Raw genomic sequence first — 11,072 nt, forward strand, 5'->3', positions numbered from 1 at the left:
TTACAGGTCGACGACTTCGACCGCCGGCAGGCTGATGTCGCCCTGTTCGGCCCAGTGGCGGTGATTGAAGACCTGGCCTTCGTTGCGCACCTTCATCACCGCGCCGAGCTCGACGTCGGCGTAGACCCAGGCCGCCGCGTTCCATTGGCCTTCGACGATCACGCCGGAATCCGGAAAGCCGCGATCCGGCGGACCGAACACGCCGGCGCGGCCGACGTTGACGTCGATCGCCGCCGACCACGGCGCCTCGCCGACCAGCGGCGCCTGCGCGACGTAGCACTGGTTCTCCAGCGCGCGCGCCTGACTGCCGACGCGCACGCGCCAGTAGCCGGCCGCGGTGTCGGTGCAGCTCGGCACCAGGATCAGCTCGGCGCCGGCTTCGCACTGGGCGCGCGCCAGCAGCGGGAATTCGCTGTCGTAGCAGATGTCGACGGCCAGCACGCCGAGCGCCGTGCGGAAGACCTTGAGGCCGCTGTCCGGCGCCGCCGAGATGTCCCAGACCTCGCGCTCGAAGCGCGTCATGATCTGCTTGTCCTGGAAGGCGGCGCGGCCGTCCGGCGCGCACAGCCACGCACGGTTGACGACGCAGTCCAGCGACAGCTGCCACGGAAAGCTGCCGGCGAGCAGATAGACGCCGTGCTGCTGCGCCAGCCGCCGGTGCAGATCGAGATAGTCGTCGCGCAGCGCCTGCATGGCCGCGACCTGGCGCGTCAGATCGGCGCGCGTGGCGGCGTCGAACAGCGCGGCCAGGCTCATCGACGCGTACTCGGGGAACAGCAGCAGCTGCGCGCCGGCCTGTGCGGCTTCGGCGACCCAGCGGCCGAGCTGCGTTTCGACCTCGTCCCAGCGGCTCGGCTCGGACACCGGATACTGTGCGACGGCGAGTTTCATCGGACGGTCTCCAGCTTGCGCATCCAGAAGGTCATCGGCTTGTCGGTCGAGGCTGCCTCGCCGAGATCGGGCCAGGACAGCGTTGCGCGCAGGCCCGGTTCCTTGCGGTAGCCGCGCTTGTGCCAGAACGCGTCGTTCGGCACATAGCCGGGCGGCTTGCGCGGGTCGTCGTCACGGCGCTCGACCGAGCAGAACGCGCAGACCGACAGGCCCAGCTCGCGCGCGTGCCGTTCGCGCCGCTCGAAGAACTGCACGCCGAGGCCGCGGCCGCGATAGGCGCGCAGCAGCACCGATTCGCCGAAGTAGTCGATCGGCGCCAGCGCCAGTCCGGCGTCGAGGAACGGCAGCTGCAGTTCGCGCGGCGCGTCGACCAGCGGCAGCACGGTCGAAGCGCCGACGCAGCGCGCGCCGTCCCAGACCAGGATCGCGAGGCTGCGCGGGCAGTCGAGGTACATCTGCAGATAGTGCCGCTCGTAGTCGGCGCTGCCTTCGTAGAGGTACGGCCAGTCGCGGAACACGGCGATGCGCAGCTCGGCGAGCGCATCGAGCTGCGTTGCGATCTGCGCGCCGCGCAGCGTTTCGATGCGCAGGGCGGCGGCGTCGCTCACGCGCCGACCTGGCGCAGCCAGTCTTCGAGGTTGTAGTAGTTCGTCACCCGCGCGACCTTGCCGTCGCGGATGTCGAAGAACGCGCCGCCGGGCAGGCGGTAGGTCTGGCCGTGCGCCTCGGGCAGGCCTTCGTCGGTCGCCAGATAGGTGCCGAGCACCACGTACTCGGCCGCCGCGCGGCTGCCGTCGGCGTTGCTCATGATGACGATGTCGACGATCTGCTCGCGATAGCTGCGGTTCATGCGCGCGATGAAGGCGCGGAACGCGGCTTTGCCGGACTCGCGCGCGCCCTGGTTGATGTCGTGCGCGACGTCCTCGGTCAGCAGGCCGAAGAAGGTTTCCCACTCGGCGGCGTTGAAGGCGGCGTAGTAGCGTTCGATCAGCTGGGTGGACGGATTCATCGAAGTCTGGAATCGGGCTGGGGGACGGAATCGGGCGCGCGTCAGTGTACGGCGCAGGCGCGCGATGTCCATCGCAGCGCCGCAAAACGGTGCTTCGCGTCAGCGTCGCGGGCGTGGTCGGCGGCGTGGTTTGACGAACATCAATGCCGCAGCGTGCGCGCTCGCCTAAGATGCCGACCATCACGTTCCGTCGTCGAAAGGCCAGTCCCCGTGACGTTTCTCCCTTTGCGTCTACGACCCTTCGTGCTCTGCCTGTCCATCGCCGTCAGCGTTCCGGCTCACGCCGAAACGCTCGACGAGGCGTTCGCGATCGCCGGACAGCAGGACGCGGCGCTGCAGGCTTCGCGCGAGCAGACCGCAGCGGCGCGCGAGCAACTGTCGGCCGCCAAGTCGACGCGGCTGCCATCGCTGGCCTTCGACGGTGCGTATCTGCGTCTGGATCAGGCGCCGCAGGTGGCGGTCGAACTGCCGGCGGTGCTGCAGATGCCGCCGCTGCAGATGGCGCTCGCCGATCGCGAGTCGACGGCCTACGGCCTGCAGCTCAGCGTGCCGGTCTTCACCAGCGGCCGCATCACGCACGGCATCCGCGCCGCCGAGGCGGCGCACGACGGCGCCGGCGCCCAGCTGCGCGGCAGCGAGGAAGACCTCAAGCTGAAAGTCGCGCAGGCCTACGTCAACGTGCTGCGCAGCCGGCATCTGCAGGAACTCGCCGCCAGCAGCGTGGCGACGCTGACCGAGCACGTCGCCGACGCGCGCAATCTGTTCGAAAAAGGCTTCGTCGCGCGCAACGACCGGCTCGCCGCCGAAGTCGCGCTCGCCAACGCGCAGCAGGACGAGCTGCGTGCCCGCAACGCCAACGAACTGGCCTGCGCCGCCTACAACCGCCTGCTCGGCCGGCCGTTCGATGCGCCGGTCGTGCTCGACGAGCTGGCACCGGCGCCGTCGTCGGGGGCGCTGGCCGAACTGCGCACGCAGGCCGTCGCGCAACGCAGCGAGTTGCAGGCGCTCGGCCATCAGGTCGACGCGCTGCGCGAGCAGGCCGCCAGCGTGCGCGCCGAGCAGTGGCCGACGGTCGGGCTGTTCGGCGGTCGCTACAGCTGGCGCAACGACCGGCTGGTCGACGACACCTTCTGGGCCGGCGGCGTGTCGCTGTCGTGGAAACTGTTCGACGGCGGCCTGAGCGGCGCCAGGTCGCGCGCCTACGGACGCCAGGCTGACGCCGCCGACGCGATGCGCCGCGACGCCGAATCGCTGGTGCGTCTGCAGGTGCAGCAGGAATGGCTGCAGCTCGACGAAACCTGGAGCCGCGTCGCGGTCGCCACGCAGGCCCGCGAGCAGGCCGAGGAGAATCTGCGCGTCGCCCGCGACCGCTACACCTCGGGCCTCGGCACCAATACCGAAGTGCTGGACGCCGAAGCGCTACGCGTGAAGACGCAGACCGGCTACTACGACGCCACCTACGACAACGTGCTCGCCGGCCTGCGCCTGCGCCGCGCGGTCGGCTCGCTTTAGATCTGACGAGACGCTCCATGGACGCTTCCGCCCTGACCCAGAAGCTCGGCATCCGCCAGCACCTGCCGCTGTACGCGACGATCGCGGCCGCGCTGGTGATCGGCGCCGTCGTCGTCTGGCGGCTGTTCTTCTCCGGCCCGTCGATGCCCGAAGGCCTGCTGCTCGCCAACGGCCGCCTCGAAGGCGACACCGTAGTGGTCGCCACCAAGCTGCCCGGTCGCATCGCCGAGCTGAAGGTCCGCGAGGGCGATACCGTGGTCGCCGGCCAGGTGCTCGCGCAGCTGGAGGATGCGCAGCTGCGCGCCAAGCTCGGTCAGGCGCAGGCCGCGGTCGCCGCGCTCGAAGCGCAGCACCAGGCGGCGCAGACCGCGCTGCAGGCGCTGCGCGAGCAGGTGCCGCTGCAGATCGCTCAGGCCGACGCCGCGGTGCGCCAGGCGCGCGCGACGCTCGACAAGGCCAGGGCCGCGGCCGAACAGAACCGCCGCGACGCGCAGCGGCTCGAAGAACTCGCGCAGCGCGGCACCGCGCCGGCGCAGCGCGCCGAGCTGGCGCGGCTGGCGGCGGTCGCCGCCGAGGCCGATGCCGCCGCCGCCGAGGCCGCGCAGCAGCGCGGTGCCCGTGCTGCCGATGAGGCGCGCCTCGGCCCGCAGCGGGTGCGCGCGCAGGAGGACCAGGTGCGCGCGCTCGAAGCGCAGCTCGGCCAGGGGCGCGCGGCGCTCGCCGAGGCGCAGAGCGTGGTCGACGACCTGACGATCCGTGCGCCGGGTGCCGGCGTCGTCACCACGCGCATCCGCGACAGCGGCGAAGTCGTCGGCGCCGGCGGACCGCTGCTCGAGATCGTCGATCTCGATCGCCTGTACCTGAAGGCCTACGTGCCGGAGTCGTCGATCGGCCGCCTGCGCCTCGGCCTGCCGGCGCAGATCTACACCGACGCGCTGCCGGATCAGCCGTTCGCGGCCAGGCTCGGCTATATCGCTTCGCGCGCCGAGTTCACGCCCAAGGAAGTGCAGACGACCGACGAGCGCGTCAAGCTGACCTATGCCGTCAAGCTTTATCTCGACGCCAATCCGGAACACCGGCTCGGCCCCGGCCTGCCGGCCGACGCGGTGATCCGCTGGAAGGACGGCGTCGAATGGAAGCGGCCGCATTGGTAGACGTACCGGCCATCGTCGCGCGCGGCTTCGGCAAGCGCTATCGCGGCCGCCGCGCGGTCAGCGGCATCGACCTCAGCGTCGGACGCGGCGAGCTGTTCGGCCTGATCGGTCCGGACGGCGCCGGCAAGAGCAGCCTGATCAAGGCCGCCGCCGGCGTGCTCAGCTTCGAGGAAGGCGAGCTGTCGGTGTTCGGCCAGTCGCTGGCCGGCGATGCCGACGCCGAGCGCATCAAGGACCGCATCGGCCTGATGCCGCAGGGCCTCGGCCAGAACCTCTACGCCGAGCTGTCGATCGACGAGAACATCGACTTCTTCGCGCAGCTGCGTCTGGTGCCGAAAGCCGAGGCGGCGCGGCGCAAGGCTGAGCTGCTCGCGATCACGCGTCTCGAGCGCTTCCGCGACCGCGCGATGAAGCATCTGTCCGGCGGCATGAAGCAGAAGCTCGGTCTGGTCTGCACGCTGATCCACGAGCCGCAGCTGGTGCTGCTCGACGAGCCGACCACCGGCGTCGATCCGGTCTCGCGGCGCGATTTCTGGGCGATCCTCGGCCGCCTGCTGCGCGAGCGCGGCATCACCGCGCTGGTGTCGACCGCGTACATGGACGAGGCCAGCAGCTTCCATCGCATCGGCCTGATGTTCGGCGGCCAGCTGCTCGCGCAGGGCACGCCGGAGGACGTGCGCGAGCAGGTCGGCGGCACCATGGCGAACATCCAGGCGCCGGACAGCGCTGCGCTATTGCAGGCGCTCGGCGGCCGCTATCCGCAGGTCGATCGGCTCGGCACACAGATCCGCGTGTTCATCGACGGCACGCGCGAGGCGGCGCGCGCCGGTCTCGATCCGCTGCTGGCAGCGGTGCCCGGCGCGCGCGCCGAGTACGACGCGCCGGATCTCGAGGACAGCTTCATCGCGCTGGCGCGCCAGCGCGGCATCGCCACGCTGCCGCCGCCGGCAGTGCTCAAGCCGGCGTCCGGCGAAGCCGGCGAGCCGGCGATCGTCTGCGAGGCGCTGACACGCGACTTCGGCGCGTTCCGCGCCGTCGACGCGGTCAGTTTCGACGTTCATCCCGGCGAGATTTTCGGCCTGCTCGGCGCCAACGGCGCCGGCAAGAGCACGGTCATCAAGATGCTGACCGGCATCCTGCAGCCGAGCGCCGGCCGCGGCCGCGTCGCCGGCGCCGACATGCGCAGCGCCGGCTTCGCGATCAAGGAGCGCATCGGCTACATGTCGCAGGCGTTCTCGCTGTATCTCGATCTCACCGTCGAGGAGAACGTGCGCCTCTACGGCGACATCTACGGCGTCGACCGCCGCCGCATCGGCGCGCGCCTCGACTGGGTGCTCGACAGCGCCGAGCTGCGTGCTTACCGCGGCGAACGCGCCGCGCGCCTGCCGCTCGGCCTGCGCCAGCGCCTCGCGCTCGGCTGCGCGCTGGTGCACGAGCCGCGCGTGCTGTTCCTCGACGAGCCGACCTCCGGCGTCGACCCGATCGGCCGTCGCGCGTTCTGGACCACGCTGCAGCAACTGGCGCGCAACGACGGCGTGGCGATCCTGCTGACCACGCACTACATGCTTGAAGCCGAGCGCTGCGATCGCCTGGCGCTGATGTACGCGGGCCGCGTCGTCGCCGCCGACAGCCCGGCCGGCATGAAGGCCGCCGTCGAGCGCGAGTCCGGCGTGCTGCTGGCGCTCGACTGCGCCAAACCGGAGGCGGCGCGCGCGCTGCTCGAACGGCGCGGCTATGCGTACTGCTGGGTCTACGGTGCGCAGCTGCACGTGCTGACGCCGCAGCCCGAGCGGGATCTGGCGCAGCTGCCGGCCTGGCTCGACGCCGCCGGACTCGGCCCGGCGCGCGCGCAGCGCCGTAGCCTGAGCATGGAGGACGTCTTCGTCCATCGCGTCACCGCCCTGGAGGCGGCGGACCGCAAGGCCGCCAAAGCCGCATGAACCTGCAAAGAATCTCCGCGATCGTGGTCAAGGAGTGGCGCGAGATCGTGCGCGACCGCCTGTTCTTCGCGCTCGCCTTCGTGGTGCCGGCGACGCTGACGCTGCTGTTCGGGTTCGGTCTGTCGCTCGACGTCGAGAACGTGCCGCTGGCGGTCGTCGACTATGACCGCAGCGCGCTGTCGCGCGAGTACGCGCACCGCTTCAGCGATTCGCGCTACTTCGACTTCAAGGGCCAGCTGAGCGATCTGCGCGAGGCCGACGCGCTGCTGATGCGCGGTCAGGTGCGCGCTGTCGTCGTCATTCCCGAGCACTTCGAGCAGCGTCTGCTGTCCGGGCGTCCGGCCGAGGTGCAGACGCTGGTCGACGGCACGTTCCCGTTCCGCTCGCTGACCAGCAAGGGCTACATCACCGCGATCAATGCCTCGTTCAGCGCCGGCGTGCTGGCGACGGCGATCGCGCAGACGCGCGGCGTATCGGTCGAGGACGCCGCCGCGGCGTTGCAGCCGGTGCCGGTCGAGGTGCGCTACCTCTACAACCAGAGCGTCAAGAGCGTCTGGTCGATCGCGCCGAAGCTGCTGATGGCGATCATGATGATCTCGCCGCCGTTCCTCACCGCGCTCGGCATCGTGCGCGAGAAGGAGAGCGGTTCGATCTTCAACATCTATTCGTCGACGGTCACGCGCGGCGAGTTCCTGGTCGGCAAGCTGGCACCCTACGTCGGCATTTCCTTCCTCAACGTCCTCATCCTGTGGGTGCTGGCCTGCTTCGTGTTCGGTGCGCCGTTCAAGGGCAATGCGCTGTTCTTCGCGCTGACCGCGCTGCTCTACGTGATCTGCACGACCGGCATCGGCCTGCTGGTGTCGGTCGCCGTGCGCACGCAGGTCGCGGCGATGCTCGGCACCGCGATCCTGACCATCGTGCCGGCGGTGCTGTACTCGGGCATCCTGATTCCGATCTCCAGCCTGTCGAGCGTGGCGACCGTGATCGCGCATCTGCTGCCCGGCATGTACTTCGCCAACATCACCGTCGGCAGCTTTCTCAAGGACGTCGATCTCGGCGAGCTGTGGCCGGACGTGCTGGCGCTGGCGCTGTACGCGACCGTGCTGTTCGCCGCCGGCTATCGCCTGTTCCACAAGCGGACCGCGACATGAGCGCGGCACTGCGCAGGCCGGGCCTGGGCATCTGGCTGCGTCGCCTGGCGGCGATGACGCGCAAGGAGCTGCTGCTGCTGCTGCGCGACCCGGTGCTGCTGTTCGTGATCTTTTACGGCTTCACCTTCGACGTCTACAACGCCGCCTCCGGCGTCACGCTGCAGCTCAAGTCCGCCGCCGTCGCCGTCTTCGATCTCGACCGCAGCGCTGCGTCGCGCGAGCTGGCCAGCCGGCTGCAGCCGCCGCAGTTCGTGCCGCTGCCGCCGCTCGAACGCGGCGGCGAGGGCCAGAAGCTGCTCGATCGCGGCCAGGCGCTGATGGTGCTGTCGGTGCCGCCGGGCTTCTCGCGCGATCTCGCCGCCGGCCGCACGGCGCCGGTGCAGCTGCAGATCGACGCCACCAACACCGCGCTGGCGACGCTCGGTTACGCCGACGCGACGCAGATCATCACGCAGTTCGGCCTGGAGCAGGCGCTGCGCCGCCAGGGCATCAGCGAGGCAGCGGCCGCCGAGCTGCCGCAGGTCGAGAACCGCGTGCGCGTCTGGTTCAACCCGAATCAGGAAGACGCCTGGTTCATGGGCATTTCCGAGATGCTCAACGTCGTCACCGCGTTCGCGATCCTGCTGACCGCGGCGCTGATGGTGCGCGAGAAGGAGCGCGGCACGATCGAGCAGCTGCTGGTCTCGCCGCTGTCGGCGCTGCAGATCACTGCGCCGAAGGTGATCGCGATGGTGATCATGATCCACATCGGCATCTCGGCCTCGCTGCTGCTGGTGCTGGAACCGCTGTTCGACGTGCCGATCCGCGGCAGCCTGCTGCTGTTCGCGCTGGTGACGACGCTCTACATCGTCACGCTGTCGGGGCTCGGCCTGCTGATCGCGACGCTGACGCGCAATCTCGCGCAGGCGGCGATGCTGGGCATCCTCGTGCTCGCGCCGATGATGTTCCTGTCCGGCGTGTGGACGCCGCCGGAGGCGATGCCGCCGGCGGTGCGCATGCTCGTGCACATCTCGCCGCTGTACTACTACTCGGATGCCGGCTACGCGATCCTGCTCAAGGGCGCCGGACTCGACGTGATCTGGCCGTCGGTGCTCGGCATCGCCGGTCTCGGCGTGCTGATCGTCGCCAGCGGCCTGTCGCGCTTCCGGCGGCAGTTCGGCTGAACGCGGGGCGCGTACGCGGTTCGGCGCGCGCGAATGCAAGGTTCGGGATGAAGACGATCGGGAGCAGACGATGACATCGACGCAACAGCCGGACTATCAGGCGATGCTGCGCGTCGCGCTGGCCGAAGCGCGGCAGGGTCTCGCCGAGGGCGGCGTGCCGATCGGCGCGGCGATCTTCACGCGCGACGGCCGCCTGCTCGGCGCCGGTCACAATCGCCGCGTCCAGGAGGGCGATCCGTCCGTGCACGCGGAAACCGACGCCTTCCGCAAGGCCGGGCGGCAGCGCAGCTACCGCGACAAGATCATGGTCACGACGCTGGCGCCGTGCTGGTACTGCTGCGGTCTGGTCCGCCAGTTCCACATCGGCACGGTCGTCGTCGGCGAATCGCGCAACTTCAGCGGCGGCGTTGACTGGCTGCGCGACAACGGCGTCGAGGTCATCGACCTCGACTCGCCGGAATGCGCGCAGCTGCTGGCGGACTACATCCGCGCGCAGCCCGAGGTGTGGAACGAGGACATCGGCGAAGGCTAGCCGCGCCGGGCTAGCGGGCCACCGGCATGCGGCCGGTGCAGCGGATCACGCGCGCCGCGCCGTGGTGGAACGGCCCTTCGTCGAGCACCGTCTCGACCGGTTCGATGCGCAGGTCCTCGAGACCGCCGAAGTCGCGACGCAGGTCCTCGGTGGTGAACAGCCAGTCGATGTCGCGCGGGCCGCCGCCCGGCAGTCCGAAGTGGCCGCGCTCGAAGCCTTCGAGGATCAGGCGGCCGCCCGGGCGCAGCGCGCCGAGCAGCCGGCGGTGGATGTCGTGGCGCTGTGCCGGCGGCAGATGCAGGAAGATCAGCACCAGCGCGTCGAACGCGGCCGGCGGCGGCTGCCAGCTGGCGAGGTCCGCGCACAGCGTGTCGATCGTCACGCCCTGTTGCTCGGCGAGGTGTCGCGCCTTGTCGAGGCCGGTCTGCGACTGGTCGACCGACAGCACGCGATGGCCCTGCTGCGTCAGCCACACGCCGTTGCGGCCTTCGCCGTCGCCGGGCAGCAGCACGTCGGCATGCGCCGGCAGCACCGCCGCGGCGGTGGTGAGGAAACGGTTCGGCGTGGTGCCGTAGGCGTATTCCGGCGCCGCGTAACGCTGATCCCAGAACTCACGCATCGCCCGGCGCTCCCGGCTGCGGCTGGAAGCCGGCCGACTGCAGCGCCGCGCGCAGTTCGGCGTCGAGACCCGGGGCGCGGCCGTGGACGACGATCTGCCGGCCGGCCAGATCGACGTCGACGCTTTCGACCTGCGGCTCGCGCGCCAGACGCCGGCGCACGGCGCGCTCGCAGGATTCGCAATGCAGGTCGGGCAGGTGATAGCGGTAATCGGTGGCGCTCATCGGGGACCTCCGGACGTCGGCGGCAGGACGATACGGGCGGCGAGGCGCTGCGCCCGCGGTGCGAGCCAGACGATGATCGGCACCGCCAGACTCCAGGCCAGCAGCCAGTTGAGCAGCCAGTGGCGCAGGTTTCCGCCGTTGACGGCGTTGAGCACGCCGCTGATGACGGCGGTCATGCCGGCCCCCATGATCAGCGCGAACACCCAGGGCAGGGCGGCGCGACGCCGTTCCTGGCTCATGGTGCGCGTCGCTTCAGCGAGAAGGCGCCGCGCAGTTCGCCGAGCCGGTAGCCGACGGCGGCATCGTACGGATAGTCCGCCTGCAGCGCGGCGCGCAGCGCCGGCGACTGCGCGTCGGGCTGGCCGTGGCAGGCCAGGCACAGTGGCGCGACGACGATCGCCTTCATGTAGCGCTGGTAGCGGCCGGCCGGTTCGTCGAGCTCGGCGTAGGTCGCCAGCGCGTCCGGCGCGGCGTGGGCGGCGAGCCGGCGGTCGAAGTCGGCGAGCTGGGTCTGCTCCCAGGCATCGGCGACGCCGGTCAGCGGGTTGCGCACGCGGGTGCCGATGCGACGCACCTGCCAGCCGCTTTCGCGCGACAGGCGGGCGGCGATCGCCGGCGCCTCGTCGCGGCAGACGTGCACGGCGTTGACCGGCCCGCCGTCCGCCATCGCCGCCTGCAGGCGGGCGCCGAGCGTTTGCTGGAAACGCGTGGCGATGGCCTGCGCTTCGGCCGCCGGCGTTTTGGTGGTGTCGGCGCCGGCGCCGAGCGGCGTCAGCGCGAGGGTTGCGGCAACCACGATAGAAGATAGGCGCATGGCGAGCGGCAGCGTCGAGCCCGGCATCGCAGCAACAAAAAACGGGCCAGCCGACGGTAATCCG

Annotated in this window: 13 protein-coding genes; 6 read left to right on the plus strand and 7 right to left on the minus strand. The window is 70.7% G+C overall.

What is annotated here, in order from left to right:
- Genes K343_RS0100470 through K343_RS0100480 form a run of 3 tightly spaced genes read right to left on the minus strand, consistent with a single transcriptional unit; the run spans position 1 to position 1,900 of the window.
- The gene (locus tag K343_RS0100470; RefSeq protein WP_028006404.1) at positions 1–891 is read right to left on the minus strand and encodes a carbon-nitrogen hydrolase family protein; all 891 of its coding nucleotides are present in this window, start codon (positions 889–891) and stop codon (positions 1–3) included.
- Entirely contained in the window at positions 888–1,499 is a 612-nt protein-coding gene (locus K343_RS0100475) for a GNAT family N-acetyltransferase (protein ID WP_028006405.1), read from the minus strand. The genes K343_RS0100470 and K343_RS0100475 overlap by 4 nt, the downstream gene beginning before the upstream one ends.
- Positions 1,496–1,900 (minus strand): ketosteroid isomerase-related protein, encoded by a 405-nt coding sequence (locus K343_RS0100480; RefSeq protein ID WP_028006406.1) that lies wholly within the window; start codon positions 1,898–1,900, stop codon positions 1,496–1,498. Before K343_RS0100480 ends, K343_RS0100475 begins: the two co-directional genes overlap by 4 nt.
- A 243-nt stretch (positions 1,901–2,143) precedes the next feature.
- Here K343_RS0100480 and K343_RS0100485 point away from each other — a divergent pair, with 243 nt between their 5' ends.
- The 6 genes from K343_RS0100485 to K343_RS0100510 all read left to right on the plus strand — a co-directional run bounded on the left by K343_RS0100485 (position 2,144) and on the right by K343_RS0100510 (position 9,352).
- Positions 2,144–3,412: a TolC family protein gene (locus K343_RS0100485; protein ID WP_028006407.1), complete on the plus strand. Its 1,269-nt coding sequence runs from the start codon at positions 2,144–2,146 to the stop codon at positions 3,410–3,412.
- 17 nt (positions 3,413–3,429) lie between these two features.
- The gene (locus K343_RS0100490) at positions 3,430–4,566 is read left to right on the plus strand and encodes an HlyD family secretion protein (protein ID WP_028006408.1); all 1,137 of its coding nucleotides are present in this window, start codon (positions 3,430–3,432) and stop codon (positions 4,564–4,566) included.
- On the plus strand, positions 4,545–6,506 hold the full coding sequence (locus tag K343_RS0100495) for an ATP-binding cassette domain-containing protein (RefSeq protein WP_028006409.1): 1,962 nt from the start codon (positions 4,545–4,547) through the stop codon (positions 6,504–6,506). Before K343_RS0100490 ends, K343_RS0100495 begins: the two co-directional genes overlap by 22 nt.
- Positions 6,503–7,657, plus strand: a complete 1,155-nt coding sequence (locus K343_RS0100500) for an ABC transporter permease (RefSeq protein WP_028006410.1) — start codon at positions 6,503–6,505, stop codon at positions 7,655–7,657. The genes K343_RS0100495 and K343_RS0100500 overlap by 4 nt, the downstream gene beginning before the upstream one ends.
- A complete protein-coding gene (locus K343_RS0100505; RefSeq protein WP_028006411.1) occupies positions 7,654–8,820 on the plus strand; it encodes an ABC transporter permease in 1,167 nt (388 codons plus the stop codon). The genes K343_RS0100500 and K343_RS0100505 overlap by 4 nt, the downstream gene beginning before the upstream one ends.
- Positions 8,821–8,890: 70 nt before the next feature.
- The gene (locus K343_RS0100510) at positions 8,891–9,352 is read left to right on the plus strand and encodes a nucleoside deaminase (RefSeq protein ID WP_028006412.1); all 462 of its coding nucleotides are present in this window, start codon (positions 8,891–8,893) and stop codon (positions 9,350–9,352) included.
- Between the two features lie 10 nt (positions 9,353–9,362).
- Here K343_RS0100510 and K343_RS0100515 read toward each other — a convergent pair whose 3' ends face one another.
- The 4 genes from K343_RS0100515 to K343_RS0100530 are packed head-to-tail and all read right to left on the minus strand — an operon-like array spanning position 9,363 to position 11,008.
- On the minus strand, positions 9,363–9,971 hold the full coding sequence (locus K343_RS0100515; protein WP_028006413.1) for a class I SAM-dependent methyltransferase: 609 nt from the start codon (positions 9,969–9,971) through the stop codon (positions 9,363–9,365).
- On the minus strand, positions 9,964–10,194 hold the full coding sequence (locus K343_RS20230) for a heavy-metal-associated domain-containing protein (protein ID WP_043111789.1): 231 nt from the start codon (positions 10,192–10,194) through the stop codon (positions 9,964–9,966). Before K343_RS20230 ends, K343_RS0100515 begins: the two co-directional genes overlap by 8 nt.
- Positions 10,191–10,433 carry a DUF2798 domain-containing protein gene (locus tag K343_RS0100525; protein ID WP_043111791.1) on the minus strand — a complete coding sequence of 81 codons (243 nt, stop codon included), beginning with the start codon at positions 10,431–10,433 and terminating at the stop codon, positions 10,191–10,193. The genes K343_RS20230 and K343_RS0100525 overlap by 4 nt, the downstream gene beginning before the upstream one ends.
- The gene (locus K343_RS0100530; protein ID WP_028006415.1) at positions 10,430–11,008 is read right to left on the minus strand and encodes a Tll0287-like domain-containing protein; all 579 of its coding nucleotides are present in this window, start codon (positions 11,006–11,008) and stop codon (positions 10,430–10,432) included. The genes K343_RS0100525 and K343_RS0100530 overlap by 4 nt, the downstream gene beginning before the upstream one ends.
- Positions 11,009–11,072 lie beyond the last annotated feature (64 nt).

It is taken from the genome of Solimonas flava DSM 18980 (genome assembly GCF_000426685.1).
GTDB classification, from domain to species: Bacteria; Pseudomonadota; Gammaproteobacteria; order Nevskiales; family Nevskiaceae; genus Solimonas; species Solimonas flava.

What these genes read in the sequence shown, in the direction of transcription:
- K343_RS0100505 (WP_028006411.1), top strand. Translation starts at nt 7,654, where the DNA reads ATGAGCGCGGCACTGCGCAGGCCGGGCCTGGGCATCTGGCTGCGTCGC.
- K343_RS0100480 (WP_028006406.1), bottom strand. Translation starts at nt 1,900, where the DNA reads ATGAATCCGTCCACCCAGCTGATCGAACGCTACTACGCCGCCTTCAAC.
- K343_RS0100490 (WP_028006408.1), top strand. Translation starts at nt 3,430, where the DNA reads ATGGACGCTTCCGCCCTGACCCAGAAGCTCGGCATCCGCCAGCACCTG.
- K343_RS0100515 (WP_028006413.1), bottom strand. Translation starts at nt 9,971, where the DNA reads ATGCGTGAGTTCTGGGATCAGCGTTACGCGGCGCCGGAATACGCCTAC.
- K343_RS0100530 (WP_028006415.1), bottom strand. Translation starts at nt 11,008, where the DNA reads ATGCGCCTATCTTCTATCGTGGTTGCCGCAACCCTCGCGCTGACGCCG.
- K343_RS0100525 (WP_043111791.1), bottom strand. Translation starts at nt 10,433, where the DNA reads ATGAGCCAGGAACGGCGTCGCGCCGCCCTGCCCTGGGTGTTCGCGCTG.
- K343_RS0100470 (WP_028006404.1), bottom strand. Translation starts at nt 891, where the DNA reads ATGAAACTCGCCGTCGCACAGTATCCGGTGTCCGAGCCGAGCCGCTGG.
- K343_RS20230 (WP_043111789.1), bottom strand. Translation starts at nt 10,194, where the DNA reads ATGAGCGCCACCGATTACCGCTATCACCTGCCCGACCTGCATTGCGAA.
- K343_RS0100495 (WP_028006409.1), top strand. Translation starts at nt 4,545, where the DNA reads ATGGAAGCGGCCGCATTGGTAGACGTACCGGCCATCGTCGCGCGCGGC.
- K343_RS0100500 (WP_028006410.1), top strand. Translation starts at nt 6,503, where the DNA reads ATGAACCTGCAAAGAATCTCCGCGATCGTGGTCAAGGAGTGGCGCGAG.
- K343_RS0100510 (WP_028006412.1), top strand. Translation starts at nt 8,891, where the DNA reads ATGACATCGACGCAACAGCCGGACTATCAGGCGATGCTGCGCGTCGCG.